Below are 21,127 nucleotides of genomic sequence, written 5' to 3' on the forward strand. Positions count from 1 at the left end.
TTACGAAGTAAACACCGGACTTTTTTCAACTTGCAAACTGCAAACCCAAAACTGCCAACTGAAACTACGGATTCAGATTATTACTTCCTCCCTCAGCCACATTACCACCCCTGCCTTTCGGATCAAAAGCGCGGAATTTGATAACGCCGCCATTGTAGTTAACAGGGCCAGTATAAACCTTACTACCAGCGTCAGGATCTTTACCATTCGTTGTATACCGGATAGTCAAGCCTGGAAACTCTACGTTACTAAAATATTTACCATCCTGCAGGCTGATTCCTGGCTTAGAAACACGGTAATCATAGCCACCGTTATAATAAGAGAGGCGGGGCAGTTCACGTTTACCTAACACATTTAAAAAATTTGACCAGGCGGCCTGGTATGCTTCTTTACTTTTTACAGGATCTTTTTCGGTAGCCCAAGCCGGGTCTTGCGCCCAGGCACGTTCAGCCAGGCCAAGCAGCCTCGGGAAAATCATGTAATCCATTCTTTCGGGACCTTTCACTGTTTCGGCCCATAAGGCACCTTGCAAGCCTACTATATTGCTTTTACCATAATCGGTAAGGCGTTGCTTGCCGATGAAGATATTCCTGTTTATCGGGTTGCCTTGCTTATCAACGTCGGCATTTTTAAAATAATCGTAGGGGATAAATGAGAAGAATTTATCAATGCCTAAAAATGCGCCCCAGTAATAACCCGGCTCATCAAATGATTTGTAATTGGCCATATCAAAATACAGGTTGGTAACGCAGGTTAACACCACCTTGTAACCACCATTAGCCAAACGGTAGGCCAGATCTTCCTGTCCCCCGCCTAACACGTTATTCCAAACATCAACCTGTAAGTGTTCTTTTGTAAAATCCGGATTGGGTACGTAAGCCGGCTGACCGTCGAGGGTTGTTTTACGCAGCGCCATTTCTTCCCAACCCGACAGGCGGATACCTTTTGCTTTCAGGATTTCATTAATCCTTCCGTAGAAATAATACCAAAGATCATTAGTGCTCTGTATTTCGGGATGGGTAGACTTAAGCGCTGCATAAGCAGGTGATTTTTCCCACACATTGGCAGGGACCTCATCGCCACCGAAGTGGATGGTGGGAAGTGGCGCTTCGGCGTCTTTATAAGTGCTGATGAGGTCATTTACCACAGTCTCCACAAAGTTATAGGTTGAAGGGAGCGATACATCAATCACATTATCGTTCCAGTATTGTACCGAGCGATACTCAGATTTATCATAGGGATCATACAGTAAATATTTTTCAGCTTCAGCCTTTTTGCCTTCGGCCATTAATCGGTCATAGCGAGCGTTCATTGCTTTAATAGCTCCGCGGGCGTGCCCCGGTGTTTCAATTTCAGGTACTACAGTGATATGACGGTCATTGGCGTATTTCAGGATCTCGATATAATCTGCTTTCGTATAATAGCCGGTGCCAAAAGGGTTATTAACCTCCGGGCCAGAGCCGTGCGACGGTGGCAGGTGGCGTTTGCTATCAAGGGTATGCCCGCGTTTCGAGCCGACAGCAGTAAGCTCAGGCAGCGCAGGAATCTCTATTCTCCATCCCTCATCATCCGTTAAATGCAGGTGCAACACATTAAGCTTGTACAGGCTCATCGCTTCCAGTAATTTCAACACCTGCTGTTTTGACTGAAAGTTACGGGCTACATCAAGCATTACGGCACGATACGCAAAACGAGGGGCATCGGTAACTTCAACGCATGGAATTTGTACCGATGATGGCGTTTTAGCTAAAGCGCTCGCCGGGATCAGGCTTTTGAATGATTGAATACCATAATAGATGCCGGTATTTGCAGATGCGCGGATAACCACAGTGGTTGGTTTTACACTTAGCTCGTAAGCCTCATTGCCCAAACCGGCTTTGTATTCAAATGAGATAACTTTACCCGGTTTTACTGTTTCCTTTTTTCCGAAGATGCCGCCAATGTAATTACGTAAAACAGCCGCTTCTTTGCTGAACCGCGCATCGGCAGATGAAACTTGAACGCCCGCAGCGAACGAAAAACTGCCGCTGCCCGGGCTATAACTTACCGGTGTAGGGAAAACCTTTACCAACTGATCTGCCGGAATATCAGTGACCGTTTTATTCCTGTCATAAACAATTTCGGGGGTTATTAAGCCCTGGTAAGTTGGTTTGTACGGCGTAATATCATATGAGCCGAAAGAATAGCCTTTTTCAGGGGCATTATCCCAAACAAGGTATGGCCCTTCAGGTGCATCGGTAATGTTTACCACAGGGTCATCGCACACAAATTCAATCCGGGAGGTTTCGCCGGGTTTCAGGTCTTTGAAGCCGGATGTTGGGGTTATGCTGTATAAGTCGCCGTTAACCTGTTCAATCAGGGCGTTATTGCTAACGGCTGCTTTAGTAAAACCACGCCCGGAATTAAAGTAGATCTTCCATCCCCCTGCAGGCAAAACCTCATGACTTTTATTGGCAATCACCAGTGCGGTGAGGGCTTGGTTTTTATTTTGATAGTTATTATCCATTACCTGCCAGGTGAGGTGCAGGTTGGTTACGTTCGGTTTTTTATCATCATTAATTTTAAAACCGCTGCATACAAAAACCGCGGCGATAACCACCAGCGTAAAAATTTTGTTCATAATTGATCCTGTGCCTGGGAGATAGCAGACAGGTAAATATATTACTTTTTAAATTATTTTAATAAGTGTTTTTTGTGGAGACACACCACAGGTTACGCTATCGCTAAACCTGCAGCAGTAGTGACTCAAGACTTAAAGGGAAAACTTAATCCACCCTTCCCCTTCATAACCAAATATGAACTGCTTAGGGCGGATGATTTCGGCGAGGATCTCTATTGAGTCGACAATCCTTGGGCCGGGACGATTAAAATATTGGTTGCCATCGGCGATATAAAACCTGTCGTTTTTTACCGCTTTGAGAGATGCAAAACCCGGGCGGTCCAAAAGGAGGTTGATCTCACGCATGGTACGTTCAATACTGAAGCCGCAAGGCATCACCACAATAATTTCCGGGTCCTGCTGCAGGATCTCATCCCACTCAATATAGGGCGAGTGCTTCCCTTCCTGTGCTAAAACGGGCGTTCCGCCTGCTATGTTTACCAGGCCTGGTACCCAGTTGCCGGATATCATTATTGGCTCCAGCCATTCAATACAGGCAACGGTGGGTTTGCTGTCTATAAACTTAAGTTTGTGCTTGACAATATCAACGCGCTCCTGTAAGCTTTCAATTAACTCAGCCCCGGCTTGCGGCACATCAAGTGCGTTGGCAACATTAGTAATATCAATAAATATATCTTCAAGGCTATTGGGCTGTAATGATATAATTTGAGCTTGTTTATCCAGGTAGTTTTCAAGCGCCTCTTCAACATCTTTTAACGATACCGCGCAAACCTCGCACTGGGCCTGGGTTACCACCACATCCGGCGCAAGGGTTTTAATTTGTTCGCGCTTTACGGTATAAACCGATAGTGCATCGGCCAGGATCTCTTTCACTTTTACATCAATATCGGCGCTGCTCAAACCATCCGGAAAATTAGCTTCAGTACATATGGGTAATTCTTTAACAGATGCCGGAAAATCGCATTCGTGCGAACGCCCCACCAGGTTTTTCTCTAATCCTAAAGCACAAATTATCTCGGTAGCGGCCGGCAGTAACGAAACTATTTTTTTTGTTGGCATGTTAACAAGTTAAAGTTTGCAAATGTAAGGAAGATTCTGAACCGGGATTAAACGGATTTGTCAGATTATTGGATTCTAATGCCGACATCGGGACAATCCTCAAATCCTATAAATCGTGGTTCAGACAATAATTTGCCAACTCCAATTAACAACCTATCTTTGCTGCAATGATATTTTTGACTTTTTTCATCGGGCTTATAGCTAATTTCATAGGCTATATACCACCCGGCAATATAAACCTAACTTTAGTACAGATCACTATAAACCGTGGCATAAAAGAGGCTGTACGTTTTATTACAGCTTTTTCGGCAGTTGAATTTTTCTTTACCTATTTTATTATGCATGCTGCCCGCTGGCTTTCGGGACAATTGAAACTGGGCACCATTATCGACTGGATCATGGTGGTTTTGTTTGGTGTAATGGGTTATATCACCTGGATTCATCGCAATGCCCCTCCTAAAACCAATTACTCTGAACACGCCAGTATTAAATACGGTATTTTATTAGGCTTTCTAAACCCCATGCAGGTGCCCTTCTGGATGGTGACCGGCACCTACCTTATTACACACGAATGGATCCTTGACGGCAGGGTAGCCCTTGTTATTTTTAGTCTGGGTTCGGCAGCAGGTGCTTTTTTATGCCTGTTTATCTATGCCAAATTCGCTAAATACATACAGGAAAGATTTGCGTTAAGCACCAGGCTTATCAATACCAGCATAGCTATATTATTTTTCGCTTTCGCGATGTATCATATTGTGAAACAGATTTACTTGTCATTTTTTAAGCATTAAAACCTTGATTTTCTTGATTTAGGGATTGCCTGATGCGGTGCGTAAGCTGCCAATCCATATTGAATTCAAGGTAATCCTCAAATCCTAAAAATCATGCTTCAATTCATGACTTTCAACACATCAACCTTATCCTGGGCCAACTGAACTTTCAATTCATCAAGCGATGAAAACTTAACATCACCCCGGATGTAGTGGTAAAACTCCATACGGATAGTCTGATTATAGATCTCTTCGTTAAAGTCAAAGATGTTTACTTCGATATTGCGGCTAAGGCCATTGACCGTTGGGCGACTGCCGATGTAGGCCATTCCTTTGTATTTCTGATCAGCTATAATTACTGTTACCGCAAAAATACCATCGCATGGAATAAGCTTATATTTTTCTTCAACCACGATATTGGCTGTCGGATAACCAAGCTGACGGCCGATCTGATCGCCGCGGACAACCTTTCCCGTAATAAAGAAAGGATAGCCTAAAAAGGCATTAGCCAAATGAATATCGCCGCTCAGCAGGGCATTACGGATGCGGGTTGAGCTGATGGCCACCTCGTTGATGTCCTGTTCGGGAATTTCTACCACATCAAAGCCATAAACGGGGCTAAGGCGCTGCAGATCTTCAAAGCCGCCCTGCCTGTCTTTACCGAAGCGATGGTCATAGCCTATTACTATTTTTTTTGTACCAATTTTATTAACCAGCACATCGCGGATATAGCTTTCGGCGGATTGATTGGAGAAATCTCTTGAAAAAGGGGTTATAATGAGATGGTCAACCCCGATACGGTCCATTAGGTCGGCCTTTTCGGCAATGGTGGTTATCAGTTTCAGGCTTTCATCTTCCGGGTGCAGGATCATGCGCGGGTGCGGAAAAAAAGTAAGGATCACCGTTTCGCCTCCTGTGCTTTCGGCCAGCTCCTTAATGCCTGAGATAATTTTACGGTGCCCTAAGTGTACCCCATCAAATGTACCGATGGTGACTACTGCATTGTTTACCGCTGTAAATTCGTCGATATTATTGTAAACCCTCATTTATGAGTAAAACACAAAGTTAATTTTTAGTTGATGGGATTAAAAACCGGAGTGTTTGAGCTTTGTAAATTTCCTTTACCGCGCTGTATGTACATCTGATACTTTTAATTCCCTCACAGTATTTACCAGTTCCATCACTTCCCAGGCATCCTCAATTCTGAAGCTACCGCTGCGTGTGCGTCTTAGTTTTGAAAGATAAGCCCCGTTGCCTAAAGCTGCGCCAAAATCATTCACCAGCGAACGGATGTAAGTGCCCTTACTGCACACCACCCTGAAATCAACCTCGGGCAGCTCAATACGGCTTAGTTCAAACTCGGTTATAGTGACGTTACGCAGCTTCAGTTCCACATCCTCGCCGCGGCGTGCCTTTTCATATAAACGTTCCCCGTCAACTTTTATGGCCGAGTGCGCCGGCGGATATTGCTGGATATCGCCAATGAACTGTCTGCAGTTGTTACGCAGCATTTCTTCGGTGAGTTGGCTGATGTCGAAACTTTTGTCTGGCTCCGTTTCCATATCGTACGAGGGGGTAGTAGCACCCAATACCATGGTCCCGGTATATTCCTTTTCTTCGGCCTGGAAAGTATCAATCTGCTTGGTCATTTTACCGGTGCAGATGATCAACAGGCCGGTAGCCAGCGGATCAAGCGTGCCTGCATGGCCAACCTTTAGTTTAAGCGGCTTAAATGAATTGCGGAGTTTGCCAACCACATCGAAGCTTGTCCATTGATACGGTTTATTAACCAGCAGTAGCTGACCCTCGGCAAATTCCTCTATTTTAGTGTACGTGTTCTTCAAATCTTTTATTTACACCGGATCAATTTATCCGATTTTTCGCAAAGGTACGATTTTCGGCCCTATTGCCGGACAAGCTATAAATTACTACGCCGGATCAATCTCTTTTGATATGAGAATGATCCGGCGCGGCAAAATTAATGTGATATACTTAAATGCTTAAATCGTTTGTAATTGGTGCCCGCTCAAAATTAATCCTATAATAACAGCTCCAACCACGATACGGTACCAGCCGAAAATCTGGAAGCCACGGCGCTCAAGAAAAGTAATGAATGTTTTAATAGCCAGCATGGCAACAATAAAAGCAATGATATTACCTATGGCCAGTAATTTAATTTCTTCGCCGGTAAATACGTGCCCTTCTTTATGGAAGTCGTATAGTTTTTTTGCAGTCGCGGCAAACATAGTGGGCACCGCCAAAAAGAATGAAAACTCGGCAGCTGCAGTTCGGTTTAGTTTTTGCGCCATGCCACCAACAATAGTAGCAGCCGAACGCGATGTACCGGGGATCATGGCTAAACACTGAAAAAAACCTATTTTAAATGCAGTTAAATTGCTGATTTCTTTTTCTTCTTTAATCATAGGCTTGTTGAACCATTTATCAACAAACAATAAAATAATACCGCCAACAAAAAGGGTAATACCAACGGTAAGCGCGCTCTCCAATAAAGCATCTATCTTTTTGCTAAACAATACGCCAAATACCGCTGCAGGTATAAAAGCGATAAACAGTTTTAAATAAAAATTAACCGATTGGAGGAACCTTCTCCAGTACAGGAACACTACCGATAAGATGGCACCCAGTTGTATGGCAATAGTAAAAAGCTTTACAAAAGAATCGGCTGCTATGCCCATTACTGATGAAGCAATGATCATGTGCCCGGTTGATGATACGGGCAAAAATTCAGTTATCCCTTCAATAATTGCAAGGATAATAACATGGATTAAATTCATTGGGGTTTTAAGGGGTTGAGGTAGAGATATACGTTATTACAGTAGATATCTTTCACTAAAACATATCTACTGTAAAATTCAGCATGGTTACTGTATTAATTAGCCGAAGGCTTTTTAAGGATAGCGAAGAAACCCAAAGCAAAACCGGCCAAAACTACTATTGGCGCGATAACTATTTTGGTAGTGCTGTAAATGTCAGTTGTGCCCGACATCAGCACAAAACCGAAGGCCACAACCGCCACGCTGATGATCAGCATACGGTAATTGCTTTTATCAAATATAAATTGTACCGGTTGTGCAGGCGCAGTAGCTTTTGCAGCACCGGTAGCTGTCGGCGATGTTGCAGCAGTTGTTTTTACAGGAGCCGCTGGTTTAAATTTTTGTGCCATATATCTTTTAATTACTGAATTATTGAGTTAATGAATTAGTGGTTGAGAGCTCAGATCAAGCCTTTCAGCATTCACCTTTCGCCTTTAACCTCTACCTGTACAGATCGTATATTTTTAAACGTAAAAACTTGTTAACTGCTAAAAAGGTACTGAAGCCTGATATGAAAATACCCAGGCCAACAACAACTAAAAACACAATGCCAAACTCAGTGTAGTTTTGTAAAAACACCAGGTCGGGTACATTATCATAAGCTACATACAGCGTACCTATCAACAGGATAATAGCAATCAGGCCGCCTAATAAGCCATGCCAGATCCCGTACAGTAAAAAAGGCTTGCGGATAAACCCTTTTGTAGCCCCAACCAGTTGCATTGACTTGATCAGGAAACGCTGCGAATAAATCGCCAACCTGATGGTATTATTAATCAACGCTACCGAAAGCACTACAAAGATTCCGGCGAAGGTAAGGATGATCAAACTGATGGTCGTTACGTTCTGGTTCATCTGGTCAACCAGTGACTGCTGATATTTAACCTCTTTTATTAAGGGGTTTTTCAGCAACTCGGCTTTAAACTTTTCGATATCCTTGTTGTTGGCATAATCCGCTTTCAGGTAAACATCAACTGACTGTGATAGCGGGTTATAACCTAAAAACTTTACAAAGTCTTCGCCAAGATCTTTTTGCAGGTTGCGGGCGGCAAGCTCTTTACTTACGTATTGGGTTTGTTTTACCATTACGTTGCCATCCAACTGTTTTTGAAGTTGCAATACATCGCTTTCGTGGGCGGCATCATCAACAAAAATATTAAGCACGATGTTTTCTTTAACATAGCTCGAAATATTTTTAGCGTATACCAGTATTAAACCCAGCAGCCCTACCATTAACAGCACCATGGCAATACCAAATACAGTTGAAATGTAGATGGTTTTTGTCTTTTTAGAGGATGCGCTTGCTTCAAATTCTTCCATTTACTTTTGTTAGATGTTAGATATTAGACGTGAGATTTGAGATCACTATCCCCCTCAAGTTAACATCATATTTCTGCGAAAATAAGAAACCCTCCCTAAAGGTAAAAGTTTATTGCTTATAAATATGTTTAATAACGCTTTAGCTTAACAGATTTAACATTTATTAACAACCGACCGTTGATCTTTTTGATTTCGCTGATTGCGTTGATTTTTTTGTCTGAAATCAGAATTTACAGGATTTAAGAATTAACAGAATCTTATCCACTTGTGACGATTTGATTACGCTGACAGGTAATTCTGAAAATTTAAAAATTCTGTAAATTCTGATTTCAGACAAATTAAACATCAAATTCTGATCTAAACCTGGAGTTAAACAAAGCACGGTTGCTGTTGTTATTCAATCATGACAAAGCCAGCAAACCAGAAAGATAAACCTTCACCATCAGATACCCCTACCCACAGGCCAGCCGATAATGGGCATAAAAGCAAGGTGCGTAAAGAAGATAAACAATATCACGCCGATAATCCGCATGGAGGCGATATTGCCAAAAAGCATGAGAAAGAAGAACAACCGGTTCATTCGGTGAAAAGTGTACCGAAATAAGCCCCCTCTAAATCTCCCCCGGAAGGGGAGGACTTAATTAAGATCTTTAAGCCTCCCTGCTGGGGAGGGTTGGGTGGGGTTATCTCGCAATCCCCGCCGAGTTAAACTGAAGGTCGTACAATTTCCGGTAGTGGCCGTTCTCAATTTTAAGCAACTCCTGGTGGGTACCCATTTCCATGATCTCGCCGTGATCAAGTACGATGATCCTGTCGGCGTTTTGAATGGTGGAAAGCCTGTGGGCTATTACTATAGCCGTGCGGCCTTCCATTAATTTATTGATGGCATTCTGGATCAGGATCTCCGTTTCTGTGTCAACAGACGACGTCGCTTCGTCCAAAACTAAAATTGCGGGATTATAAACCAGTGCCCGGATAAAGGAGATCAGCTGCGATTGCCCGGCCGAAAGTGTTGAGCCGCGTTCCATCACATTATAATCGTAGCCACCCGGTAACCGTTCAATAAAATCATGTGCACCAACATCTTTGGCTGCAGCTATGATCTGATCGCGGGTGATAGCGGGATTATTGAGGCTGATATTATTGGCAATGGTATCGCTGAACAAAAAAACATCCTGTATCACAGTTGCTATCTGCGAACGCAGGTAGTTTACATCATAATCATGGATATCATGTCCATCAACCCTTACACAACCTTTACCAATTTCATAAAAACGGTTCAGGATATTAATGGTTGATGATTTGCCTGCTCCGGTTGCCCCTACCAAAGCCAGGGTTTCGCCTGGTTTAATGTGGAAGCTGATATTTTTCAGCACCCAGTTTTCATCATTATAGGCAAACCATACTTTATCAAAGCTAATATCGCCCTGCAGCCTGCCTGTTGTAAGTGTGCCTTTATTTTCGGCCACCTCGTCTGTATCCAGTACTTTAAAAATCCTGTCGGCACCCACCATTCCCATTTGCAGGGTATTAAATTTATCGGCCAGCTGGCGGATAGGCCTGAACAACATATTCAGCAATACAATAAAGCTGGTGATCAACCCCGGAGTAATTCCTTTGCCTGATGCAGAGATAGTTAGCATTTGACTATCTGACAGCATCCGTTTGCAACCATACCAAACCAACAAGCCCATGCATATGGCAAACAGAATTTCTACTACAGGAAAGAATATCGAATAATACCAGTTTGAGCGGATATTGGCATCGCGGTACTTCTCGTTCACGGCTTTAAATTTGCGCATCTCCTGGTCTTCACGGGCGAAGATCTGGATCACGCTGATCCCCGAGATATGCTCGGCCAGGAAAGTATTGAGCCGTGCTACCTGTGTGCGTACCTCCTGGAATGATGACTTGATAGCCTCCTTAAACACATAGGTTGAAGCAAACAGGAAGGGCATCGGAATGAGCGTAATCAGGGCCAGTTTCCAGTCTTGCCAAAGCATATAGCCTATCACAGCAACCACCAATAGCATATCACCCATGATAGAGATCAACCCTTCCGAAAAAATATCGGCAATAGTTTCCAGGTCGGACACCGTACGGGTAATAAGCATACCGATAGGCGTACGGTCGAAGTATTTTAATCTTAAACTGGTAATGTGGTTAAAAATATCGATCCTCAAATCGCGTATCACATATTGGCCCAACGCATTGGTTAAATAAGTTTGGTAGTACTGCGCAATAGTTTGAATAATCAATTGAGCTATCATTAGCTCAACCATAAAAACCAGGCCGTTATAATCGTCGTTCAAAATGTTGACATCCAGCGTACGCTGGATCAGGATTGGCTGCAGCAAAGCATTGGCAGCTATAAAAATAGTCAGGAAAGTAGCTATAACAAAGGTTTTGTTATACGGCTTAACGTAATGCATTACCCGGCCGAGCAGCTTCCAGTCAAGGGCCTTTCCGGTTACGCCGCCCCCGGAAGAGGGTGCCTGCTTATTAGTATTTTCTTCCTTTTTTGCCACTATTTCAAATGTAAGGTATAATTATAAATCTTAAAATTCCATTCTCCACCATTATTCCCCCTTTAGAAGGTTAGGGGGCTTATGGAATAGATAGGCTATATGGATATTTCACCTCCGTCAAATACAAGCCGCAGGCAGGTACGCTGGTGCCAGCGTTTGAGCGGTTCTTACTTTCAATAATTTCGCGAATGCTTTCGGGAGAGATTTCTTCCCGGCCGATCATCATCAGCGTACCCACAATGGCCCGTACCATGTTACGCAAAAATCTGTCGGCAGTTATATGGAAGACAATGCCGTTTTCTGTTTTCACCCACTCGGCGCGGGTTATTTTACAGTTATTGGTTTTAACCTGGGTGTTTGATTTGCTGAAACAGCTAAAATCAATATACTCCATTATGATAGCCGCTGCCCGGTTCATTAGTTCCAGATTGGGCACATCACGCAATTGCCAGGAAGCCCCTTGCAAAAAAGGGTCTTTATTAAAGTGAACATGATATTGATACGAGCGCGATGTGGCATCAAAACGGGCATGCGCATCGGCATGTACCGGGATAATATTTTTTATGGCGATATCATGAGGGAGCAGAGCGTTTAGCCCCCCCCGCCCCCTGAAGGGGGTGCTTTCTAATGAACTTACTCCCCCTTCAGGGGGTAGGGGGGCGTCAAAATGCGCAAAAAACTCCTTTGCATGTACGCCTGTATCTGTGCGGCCGCAGCCGGTTGTTTCTATGGGCTGCCGTAAAATTGTGCTTAGTGCCTTGTTCAGCAATTCCTGTACACTTACGGCATTTTGCTGTATTTGCCAGCCGTGATAGGCAGTGCCGTTGTAGGCCAGTTCAATAAAATAACGCTGGTTGTTGCTCACGACGGCAAAGTTAATAATCTGCCACCTATGCCGGGTTCATAATTTGGTCATAGTATTATGCGGGTTCGGTTATATAGGCCTTATAGATAGCCTCAAACGCCAGTTTATTTTTAACAGCCAGATTAAAAGGCTTATTGATAAAGGAATTGCTATAGCCAATGGTTTTTGCCAGGTTACGCAAAACATCAAAATAGGTTATTTCAATCCCTTCGATGATCTGCACATAAAATACAATGAACACATCACGCTCCATGGCAGTTTTCCCGGTTTTAATTGCCGATATATAAGCTTCAAGCGTCATGGCTTTTATGCCAAGTACCGTCGTTTTTGATGGCGTTTCATTAATGGCGCTGTAAATAGAATCGAGATGGGTAAGCTGCTTTTGGGTAGCTTCATAACATTCCTGTACGGCCTCCTTTAAATAAGCTAAGGATGCAAGCTCTTTTATCTCCTCAAAAAAATCAATCAGATGTTTTTTACCAAAATAAATACTGTTCAGGTGCTCAAGGAAAATCCTTTTTAAATGGACGTTCTCAAATTTAACATCTTCGGGGTTTTGTTCACTAATGCGGGGCATTTGACAATTGTTTAAATACAAATAAATATACATTAAATAATTATCATTCAAAGCAAGCGATATCGCTATTAAATTAGTGCTTCTCCAATAAGCAAAACATTTATATTTGCCTTTATAATTTTTAATATCATGCTGCAACGCATCCAAAGCATTTACCTTTTGTTCGCCAGCCTTGTGCTGTTCGCCCTTTTCTTTTTTCCGCTTGCCCACAACGTCTATGTTAATGATAAACCATCCAGCATTATGGTTACCGGTATTTACCAGGATGTGAACGGCGTACAGCAACATACCCAAACATTTGTGGCACTCACCGCTATAACAGCTATTGTTGCCCTCATTCCCCTGGTTATCATTTTTCTATATAAAAACCGAAAACAGCAAATAGCCTTCTGCTACAGTGCTATACTGGTACTTATTGGCTACAGTTTCTGGATGGCACAAACTGTTAAAGGCGCAGCAGGCAGCATTACCCTTGACACACGCACGATGGGTATTGGCCTGTTCCTTACTTCATTAAGCATCATACTGATCATCTTCGCACAAAAAAGCATAAAAAAAGATGAGAAGCTGGTAAAATCGGCCGACAGGTTGAGGTAACCCGGGTTAGCGTTAAGTCGACAGTACTAAGTCGGAAGTTAAAAGTCTGGTTTTTCTTTTTCATGCCTGGAGCTTGTGGCTGAAGCCTTAAGTCCCTTTTTTGCAATCCCGGTGTAAAAACCAGGTAATGGATTGATGATTTTCATGCTTACTAAAGCCCCTTATTATCAAAAATCGGGCTTTAAAAACCGGAGAAAAAAGTAATCCTTGTTATGAAATTATTAATTAACTGGTTTTTTTTCAGCCAATTAGTGGCTTATTCTCAATAATACTACCAAACTTCATTTTATCTCAACCCGCCTATTGGAATTATAAAACATTAACACTATCTTTGCGCCCGATTTGACGATGTTGTCAAATTCGTTATTTAAATTCATGAACAACCCATTTATTGAACTGGGAATCCGTCATGATATTGTTAATGCCATCTCTGAGTTAGGATTTGAGAATCCTACACCAATCCAGGAGCAGTCAATCCCGGTATTGTTAACAGGCAGCAACGATTTTGTCGGATTAGCCCAAACCGGGACCGGAAAAACTGCTGCCTTTGGCCTACCATTGTTGGAACTGCTTGATTTCGAAGAAAATCATCCACAGGCACTTGTTTTATGCCCAACACGCGAACTTTGTTTACAAATCGCGAACGACATTAAGAACTACTCCAAAAAAATGAGCAACGTACACGTTGTTGCTGTTTATGGCGGAGCAAGCATTATGGATCAGCTACGCCAGATCAAACGCGGCGTACAGATCGTAGTTGCTACACCAGGGCGTATGCTTGATATCATTAACCGTAAGGCTATTGATTTTTCGGCTGTGAAGTATGTAGTATTGGATGAGGCTGATGAAATGCTCAATATGGGCTTTCAGGAAGACATTGATAGTATCTTATCTACCACACCCGAAGAGAAAAAAACCTGGCTATTCTCGGCCACCATGCCTGCCGAAGTTAGGCGGATCGCGAAAAAATACATGACCGATCCTTTCGAGCTTACCATGGGCGCAAAAAACACCGGCAATGCCAATATCGAGCATGAGTACTATATAGTACGTGCCCGTGATAAGTATGCCGCGTTTAAACGTATTGTTGACTTTAATCCTGATATTTTTGGTATTGTATTTTGCCGTACCAAAATTGAAACCCAGGAAATTGCTGAGGCCCTGATCAAAGACGGCTACAATGCTGATTCGTTGCACGGTGACCTTTCACAGCAACAACGCGATAAAGTGATGAAACGCTACCGTGAGCGCAGCCTGCAATTATTAATTGCAACCGATGTTGCCGCGCGTGGTATCGACGTTAACGACGTAACTCACGTTATTAACTATTCATTACCCGACGAAATTGAAAACTACACCCACCGTAGCGGCCGTACAGCCCGTGCAGGTAAAACCGGTGTATCAATCTCTATCGTTAACGCCAAAGAATTAGGCAAAATTCGCCAAATTGAGCGTGTTATTGGTAAAAAATTCGTGAAAGCTGAGATCCCTACAGGTTTTGATGTTTGCGAAAAACAATTATTCTCTATCGTTCACAAGGTACATAACGTAACTGTAAACGAAGAGCAGATTGAGCAATACCTGCCGCGTATTTATGACGAGTTTAAAGATTTCACCAAGGAAGATTTCATCAAACGATTTGCTTCAATTGAGTTTAACCGTTTCCTTGATTATTATAAAAACGCTCCCGACCTGAATGCCAGCGTTGAAGAAGGCCGTAACAGGTTTGAAGATCGCGGCGAACGCGGCAATGGTGTCCGTGGTAACTTTACCCGTTTATTTATAAACTTAGGTTCGGTTGATGAATTTAACCGCGGCGATTTGTTGGGTTACATTTGCAACACAACCAAAATAAGCGGCCGTACCGTAGGTAAAATCGATGTTAAAGGTGTGTACTCTTTCTTTGAAGTACAAAACGAAGATGTTGATAAAGTGATGGCCAGCTTTAAAGAAGCCGAATATAAAGGTCGCCCGGTAAGGATCGAGATCTCAGGCGAAGGCACCAGCGATAACCGTAGCGGTGGCGAACGCCGTGAAGGCGGATACCGCGGTGGCGACCGCAGAGAAGGCGGATACCGTGGCGGAGACCGCCGTGAAGGTGGTTACCGTGGTGGCGAGCGTCGTGAAGGCGGTGGTTACCGTGGCAACGAAAGGCGCGAGCACAGCAATGGCGGTGGTTTCCGCGACTTTTCAGGCAAACCCCGTGAAGATCGTCCTGAGCGCAGAAGGAGATTTTAATCATCCATCATAAAAAACCACCATGTGCAAAGCATGTGGTGGTTTTCATGAGCTTCCTTTAGTAAGAAGCATTAGTTTTAGTTTAGTTTTGTTAACAAAGCCTTTTTACCGCTGCATACGGGAACAAAGGCTTTTGTTTTATATATAAGCCCGCCTTTTCTGGTCATAAGCAAACTTCAACCCATCCATTAAACTTATGAGCTTTCCGCTTTAGGCATTTAGCTTTCCGCTTACATTAACGGCTAAATTCAACAATGTCCGAATCAGGATAACAAAGTGTTAGCTTACTGTCGGTAAGTTCCTTAATAAAAAACTTGGTATAAGGCCTGCTCCCCTGGTATGAGGTATAAATCGTATCATTTTTTACAAAATAATCCTCTTTGCTGGCCTGTCCGTCGTCCATAATAAAATCTTTATCCGTTATCGAAAGCTTGGTAACACCATCTTTTGATTTCCAGTTACCTTCCAGCTTTTTATTGGCGGCCGGCGGCTGAGAACAAGCGTATATCAATAACATGCCTGCAACTGCAGCAAATATGGGAGCAAACTTTTTCATGACGGATCAGGATTTTTTAGAACGGCTTACGCCTTTGTTGAATTTAATTATTGGGCAGGTTTATCAATCAGTTCAGATTTTTTCAGATAAACCCGGTGACCTTTTTTATTCACATAAAAATAATGCGAATATTTATCAATGTAAATGGTTTCGCCATTAGGGCCAGCCTTGCCGGCATATTTCTTATCAGCTACCGTAGCTGCGCCTTTAGCCGCAATTTCGGATGTTTTATGGCCTATTTTTTTTGTGGTTTTGCTGATCTTCCCACCGAGGGTTGAATCCTTATGCGTTTGGGCAAAGCCCGGGCTAACCATAAATGTACCGGCAGCAAACAGGGCTATTTTAAACAGATTTTTCATATTGACAGTAATTAAGTTTCTTTAATAAAATCAACTCAATTTCTCGGCCAAATTTCTCATTTCTACTACAGGTGAGCGTTTTTGATATAAAATTGCATAAACAGCTTCGCAGATAGGGATGCTCACGCCGTATTGCTTATTAACCTCGTGTAGGCAATTTACTGCATAGTACCCCTCGGCAATCATGTTCATTTCCAATTGGGCCGATGTTACTGTATATCCCTTGCCTATCATGTTACCAAAGGTGCGGTTACGGCTAAATTGCGAATAAGCGGTAACCAGCAAATCGCCCAGGTAAGCTGACTCTTTAATATCCCTGTCGATAGGATGTACAGCGGCGACAAAACGCTCTAATTCGCGAATGGCGTTTGATATCAGCACCGCCTGGAAATTATCTCCATAGCCCACACCATGGCAAATACCACTGGCAATTGCGTATACATTCTTCAAAACAGCCCCATATTCTGTACCATAGATATCATCAGAAATGTTTGTTTTGATATACCGGGTATTGATCATTCCCGCAAACTGCGAGGCAAGTTTTGTATCTCCGGAAGCTATAGTTAAATATGATAATTTTTCGAGCGCTACTTCCTCGGCATGGCACGGCCCGCTGATCACCATAAAATCATCAAACGATATATCGTACTTTTGATGGAGGAATTCGGCAATTATCAGGTTTTCATCGGGGACAATACCTTTTATAGCCGATACTATTTTTTTACCTTTCAGATCGGCAGTAGTAATATCTTTTAGTGCGTCTTTCAAAAAAGCAGCCGGCACATTAAGCAACACAATGTCAGCAGCCGCTATGAGTGGTTTCAGATCGGTAGATATATTTTGTTCGGGAAGTTTGATCTCCACCGAACTCAGGTAATGCGGGTTACGCGCAAACTTTTTCAAATATTCCACAGCTTCGGCATTACGCATCCACCAAAAAATTTCTTTAGGGGTGGTGTTGTCGATAAGCATTTTGATATTAGCCGTAGCCCAGCTCCCCCCGCCAACAACTGTGATCTTGTTTAATTTTTTATCCATCAATAAATAATAGAAATATCGCTGCCTGGTTTTAATCGGCCAAGCAAATTAATGAAATATTATGCAGATTGGCGAATGATAGAAAAGTGGGCTTAACTACTTTTTTGAGCTTTTTTGCAAGACAATAACCTGGCTCCGGGCCGATGCTTCCGTTTTTCTTTTCTAAGAAGCTGTTTAAGAATGAAGAATATTAATTGCCGTTGGTTTTAACCAACGGATTAAGAGCCGAAAACTCCTGGCTTTAGCCTAATTATGCAAGCGGATTTGGGCTGAAGCCCTCTTGTTGTGAATGCTTTATTCCGTTGGTTAAAACCAACGGCAATGAAGTTTTATCTACCTGTAAACGATATTTGTCAAAAATAAACAGTTTCTAAGATAAAGAGTTTAAGATAGTTTGCATGCTCCCGGGTTTGTTTTGTCGGGATGGTTGGTTAAAGAATAGCGGGTGAACGCAAGATACTATTAGTTGTTAAGTATCAATTCAAAAACACCTCATCCAAAAACACCCAGCCCGGTTTGCCTTTGGCCGGATGCCATGCCGGCACGCTTTTAAGCGATTGGGCAACCAGTTTGATGCAGGATATCTTTTGTTCGGATTTTAACTTACATTCCAATGGAATCAGAGCAAACGGATCAGATTTTTTTGGTGCCACTGTTTTAAGTGTGCTCAACAGCTTGAGATGGTTTTGATCAGAGCCTCCCCAAACCTCAACCCCGGCGGGTAAAAAGATCTGGGAACCTGTATTACGCATTACATTGAGACTAACCGAATGCAGATCAATCGGTTTATTAAACCACATGATCACCGCCAGATCCTTTTGCGATGCAACCCATTTTCCGTTGCCAAAATTGTCGCCGCCTAATTCTTTATCGATAATTGTTTTAGCGCCATCGCCTTTGTATTTGTCGTCGGGATATTTGACAAAGCTAATGCTATCGGGTGTATAGGCACATTTATAAACATTGAATTGTACGGTATCGCTGCCAATCCATCCGGCTTTAAATGCCCTTGTCCTGATCACGGTACTTTGGGTAAATACAATGCCTGGTTTGTAAGATGCAGCCTTGATACTATCAGGCACCGAACCATCAGTAGTGTACCGGATATCCGCACCTTTTATAGGGTTGCTAAGTTGCAAAGCATAATTCTGCTTAAATATAACTGCTGTATTTTTTAACTGCGGACTGGTGAGCTTAAGCGCCTTACCATCATCCTTAAAGCCGGTTAACAGGCTAAGTTTGGGGTTTTGTTTTTGAAGCAGTTGCAGGTCGGCCGGGTTTAGGCCGCTATCCCATACAGCGAGTTCATTGAGGCTTTTTATAGCGATGAGCTGTTTTACATCGGCTATATTAAGTTTAACACCCGTTAATGAAATACTCTTGAGATATTTTAAACCTGCTAATTCCTTTAAGCCTTTGCCCGTAACATCACTGAAGTTAAGGTTTAGCCTGCGAAGGTTTTCAAATTTGGCGATGGTTTTCAGGTCGGCATCCTTTACGGGCATCTTGTTCAGATCGAGCGATACTACCTGTTTTTTTATAGAACTTAACTCCTCCAGCACTTTTACATTATAGGTGCTTTTATTGTAAATATTAACCGCGAGCGCCGGCGACTCACTGGCCAGCGGATAAACCACCCGGTAATTGTTGTTCAGCTTTTGAATTTCTTTTTCATTGGCTGCCGAAAAATCATAAACCTCTTCTTCCCTTTCTGCGGGTTTTAAGCGGGTGGCGGCTATCATCCGTAATGAATCGTTGGCAGGTAAATCAATCACTTTTTTACTGAAACCGGCCTTGCTTTTTATCCACAGGTAAAGCAACATTTTTTCATCATCGGTAAGCTGCGTTTTGCCGGTAGGCGGCATGTGTTTCTTTTCGGTTTCGGGCAGGTGCACACGTTGCAGCAGCAGGCTCATGGCCGGGTCGCCGGCTATGAATAGCTTGCCGGTTTTGCCGCCTTTCATTATCGCCGCCGAATCAGTAAGCATCAGGCCGCCTTTCTTTTTATCGATATTATGGCAGCTTTGGCATTTAACCTCAAATATAGGGCGGATCACATCGTTATAAACCAGGGCCTGGTCTATCGGTACCACGTTTTTGCTCTTATCCATTACCGGCCCCAAAACAAAATCATTGCCATGGGTAAGATTGCCACCAAGGTGCCCGGCAACAATTAAACAGAAAACGGTTATTATAGCTCCGGCTTTAGCGAACCTTACGGTATATTTTGAGGTATGGCGGATGAGGTACACGCCATACCCGACAAAGGCCACGCTTACTCCAAACCATTTATGCCATTGTAATGTATCGCCCTCATAACCTGGCTCTCTTGAAAGGAACAAACCCATGATCACCGTTATTGATGACAGTAATGCACCCAGCAGCAGCAGGTAGCTTGTGAAAGTTTGATACAGCTTTTCGTTAATAAACTCGGCCCGGTAACGGAAAAACTCCATCACCATGGCCAGCATCAGTATCACGATGGGAAAATGCAGGATCAGCGGGTGCATGCGGCCAACAGGTTGCAGCCAGCGGGGCACAACCAGGCTATCGCCGGCTATAAGCAGCACTACAATAAAAATATTAAGGGCAAATAATGTCCCTTCCGCAAAACCTTTGTGGCTGCTTTTCATATACGCCGGGCTGTATGTGTATTAATTAAACCCTTGTGAATTTATAAGGATATACCTTGCCCGATGCCCATTGTGCTACATACAAATTCTCGTCGTTATCCACACAAACATCATGTGGGTTCAGGAAAATCTTTTCGGCCTGGGCCATTGGTTGCAGTACGCCGTCGGTATACACTGGTTCGGTACCGCCGAGGTTGGATACTACCTTGTTGTTTTTATCTAATATGGTAGTAAAGCCGGTATTTTCCTTGCTCAGATCGGGCGAGCGCAGCACAGCGGCATACAAATGATCTCCCTTAATTACCGGGCGGCAAACGCAGGCTCCCGGCAGTTTGATCACTTCCTGTAGTTTGCCATCCATGCTGAAGCGTTTAAAGCAATTACGGGTACGATCGGTAACCAGCAATGTGGGTGTATCATATCGCCTGTCAATCACAATACCGTGCGCATTATCCAGGTGTTCGTCGCCCTCGCCTTTACCACCGAAGAAGCCTTTAAGTTTGCCATCCTTATCATAATGGGTAACGTATTGGGCCCCGTAGCCATCGGCAATAAAAATATCGCCATTGCTGTCGATAGTAGTTTCGGTAGGCACGAATTCTTCGGCTTTTTTGTAGACGCCGGTTTCGAGCGGCACATTAATGGTCATTAAAATACGGCCATCAAGCGTGGTTTTATAAACCTGGTGTTTTACGGTATCGGTTATGAACAGTACTTCGGTGCCGTTTTCATTAAACAGGGTGAGGCCATGTGCGCCAGGGAAATCATGCCCCCAGGTACTTAGCAGCTTGCCCGATTTATTATAAATGAGTACATTGTTCTTAGTCTCGTTGGTGAGCAGCAAAATGCGGCCTTTTGAATCCTGCACCATCTCATGGCAATCATTCACCGGGTTCTTCTGCGAATCGGCCTTGCTCCAGTTTTTATCCATACGGTAGCGCATATTACCATGACCGTAAATTGGGCCATCGTCTTTCGCTAACAAATCTTTGGCTATAAAAAAGCCCGCTGATAAAACTGAAGTGTGCTTGATAAATTCTCTTCTTTCCATACCGTTGATTTTTATGATTGCGTTGATTACGCTGATTATTTCTTTTGATTACTCCGATTTTTTGAATCCTTGTTCATCCCGT

Annotated in this window: 19 protein-coding genes; 4 read left to right on the forward strand and 15 right to left on the reverse strand. The window is 43.2% G+C overall.

The genetic code is table 11. The features are described from left to right. Nucleotides 1–64: 64 nt before the first annotated feature. Together DIU38_RS29425 and DIU38_RS29430 are read right to left on the reverse strand one after the other, a co-directional pair. Complete coding sequence (locus tag DIU38_RS29425; RefSeq protein ID WP_112657086.1) at nt 65–2,620, reverse strand: family 20 glycosylhydrolase; 2,556 nt, start codon at nt 2,618–2,620, stop codon at nt 65–67. A gap of 132 nt (nt 2,621–2,752) precedes the next feature. Then, entirely contained in the window at nt 2,753–3,679 is a 927-nt protein-coding gene (locus DIU38_RS29430; protein WP_112657084.1) for a cobalamin-binding protein, read from the reverse strand. 167 nt (nt 3,680–3,846) lie between these two features. Here DIU38_RS29430 and DIU38_RS29435 point away from each other — a divergent pair, with 167 nt between their 5' ends. After that, nucleotides 3,847–4,470, forward strand: coding sequence for a LysE family transporter (locus DIU38_RS29435; protein WP_112657082.1), 624 nt, complete (start codon nt 3,847–3,849; stop codon nt 4,468–4,470). Nucleotides 4,471–4,568: 98 nt separating this feature from the next. On the opposite strand, the gene DIU38_RS29440 is transcribed toward DIU38_RS29435, so the two are convergent. From DIU38_RS29440 to DIU38_RS29460, 5 genes are all read right to left on the reverse strand, one after another. Further along, nucleotides 4,569–5,495: a bifunctional riboflavin kinase/FAD synthetase gene (locus tag DIU38_RS29440; protein WP_112657080.1), complete on the reverse strand. Its 927-nt coding sequence runs from the start codon at nt 5,493–5,495 to the stop codon at nt 4,569–4,571. A gap of 75 nt (nt 5,496–5,570) precedes the next feature. Beyond that, on the reverse strand, nt 5,571–6,293 hold the full coding sequence (gene truB / locus DIU38_RS29445) for a tRNA pseudouridine(55) synthase TruB (protein ID WP_112657078.1): 723 nt from the start codon (nt 6,291–6,293) through the stop codon (nt 5,571–5,573). Between the two features lie 156 nt (nt 6,294–6,449). Beyond that, on the reverse strand, nt 6,450–7,244 hold the full coding sequence (locus DIU38_RS29450) for an undecaprenyl-diphosphate phosphatase (protein ID WP_112657076.1): 795 nt from the start codon (nt 7,242–7,244) through the stop codon (nt 6,450–6,452). 95 nt (nt 7,245–7,339) lie between these two features. Then, a complete protein-coding gene (locus DIU38_RS29455; RefSeq protein WP_112657074.1) occupies nt 7,340–7,633 on the reverse strand; it encodes a DUF3098 domain-containing protein in 294 nt (97 codons plus the stop codon). A gap of 91 nt (nt 7,634–7,724) precedes the next feature. Beyond that, nucleotides 7,725–8,603, reverse strand: a complete 879-nt coding sequence (locus DIU38_RS29460) for a cell division protein FtsX (protein ID WP_091167461.1) — start codon at nt 8,601–8,603, stop codon at nt 7,725–7,727. A 403-nt stretch (nt 8,604–9,006) separates the two neighbouring features. Between DIU38_RS29460 and DIU38_RS29465 the strand changes: the two genes are divergently transcribed. Further along, the gene (locus tag DIU38_RS29465) at nt 9,007–9,207 is read left to right on the forward strand and encodes a hypothetical protein (RefSeq protein WP_112657072.1); all 201 of its coding nucleotides are present in this window, start codon (nt 9,007–9,009) and stop codon (nt 9,205–9,207) included. A gap of 79 nt (nt 9,208–9,286) precedes the next feature. On the opposite strand, the gene DIU38_RS29470 is transcribed toward DIU38_RS29465, so the two are convergent. From DIU38_RS29470 to DIU38_RS29480, 3 genes are all read right to left on the reverse strand, one after another. Continuing rightward, complete coding sequence (locus DIU38_RS29470) at nt 9,287–11,035, reverse strand: ABC transporter ATP-binding protein (RefSeq protein ID WP_112657146.1); 1,749 nt, start codon at nt 11,033–11,035, stop codon at nt 9,287–9,289. A 175-nt stretch (nt 11,036–11,210) separates the two neighbouring features. After that, on the reverse strand, nt 11,211–11,996 hold the full coding sequence (gene truA, locus DIU38_RS29475) for a tRNA pseudouridine(38-40) synthase TruA (protein WP_112657071.1): 786 nt from the start codon (nt 11,994–11,996) through the stop codon (nt 11,211–11,213). A 55-nt stretch (nt 11,997–12,051) separates the two neighbouring features. After that, on the reverse strand, nt 12,052–12,573 hold the full coding sequence (locus DIU38_RS29480; RefSeq protein WP_167516312.1) for a DUF892 family protein: 522 nt from the start codon (nt 12,571–12,573) through the stop codon (nt 12,052–12,054). A 129-nt stretch (nt 12,574–12,702) separates the two neighbouring features. On the opposite strand from DIU38_RS29480, the gene DIU38_RS29485 reads away from it, so the two are divergent. Beyond that, the gene (locus tag DIU38_RS29485; RefSeq protein WP_112657069.1) at nt 12,703–13,170 is read left to right on the forward strand and encodes a DUF4293 domain-containing protein; all 468 of its coding nucleotides are present in this window, start codon (nt 12,703–12,705) and stop codon (nt 13,168–13,170) included. 375 nt (nt 13,171–13,545) lie between these two features. Further along, complete coding sequence (locus DIU38_RS29490) at nt 13,546–15,408, forward strand: DEAD/DEAH box helicase (RefSeq protein ID WP_112657144.1); 1,863 nt, start codon at nt 13,546–13,548, stop codon at nt 15,406–15,408. Between the two features lie 235 nt (nt 15,409–15,643). On the opposite strand, the gene DIU38_RS29495 is transcribed toward DIU38_RS29490, so the two are convergent. The 5 genes from DIU38_RS29495 to DIU38_RS29515 all read right to left on the reverse strand — a co-directional run bounded on the left by DIU38_RS29495 (nt 15,644) and on the right by DIU38_RS29515 (nt 21,045). Next, complete coding sequence (locus tag DIU38_RS29495) at nt 15,644–15,964, reverse strand: hypothetical protein (protein ID WP_112657067.1); 321 nt, start codon at nt 15,962–15,964, stop codon at nt 15,644–15,646. 47 nt (nt 15,965–16,011) lie between these two features. Continuing rightward, entirely contained in the window at nt 16,012–16,323 is a 312-nt protein-coding gene (locus DIU38_RS29500; RefSeq protein ID WP_112657065.1) for a hypothetical protein, read from the reverse strand. A 30-nt stretch (nt 16,324–16,353) separates the two neighbouring features. After that, the gene (locus DIU38_RS29505) at nt 16,354–17,361 is read right to left on the reverse strand and encodes an NAD(P)H-dependent glycerol-3-phosphate dehydrogenase (RefSeq protein ID WP_112657063.1); all 1,008 of its coding nucleotides are present in this window, start codon (nt 17,359–17,361) and stop codon (nt 16,354–16,356) included. A gap of 476 nt (nt 17,362–17,837) precedes the next feature. Further along, the gene (locus tag DIU38_RS29510; protein ID WP_112651208.1) at nt 17,838–19,994 is read right to left on the reverse strand and encodes a DUF2231 domain-containing protein; all 2,157 of its coding nucleotides are present in this window, start codon (nt 19,992–19,994) and stop codon (nt 17,838–17,840) included. 25 nt (nt 19,995–20,019) lie between these two features. After that, a complete protein-coding gene (locus tag DIU38_RS29515) occupies nt 20,020–21,045 on the reverse strand; it encodes an NHL repeat-containing protein (protein WP_112651206.1) in 1,026 nt (341 codons plus the stop codon). Between the last annotated feature and the right edge of the window lie 82 nt (nt 21,046–21,127).

This window comes from Mucilaginibacter metallidurans, from assembly GCF_003286435.2.
Taxonomy (GTDB): Bacteria; Bacteroidota; Bacteroidia; order Sphingobacteriales; family Sphingobacteriaceae; genus Mucilaginibacter; species Mucilaginibacter gossypii.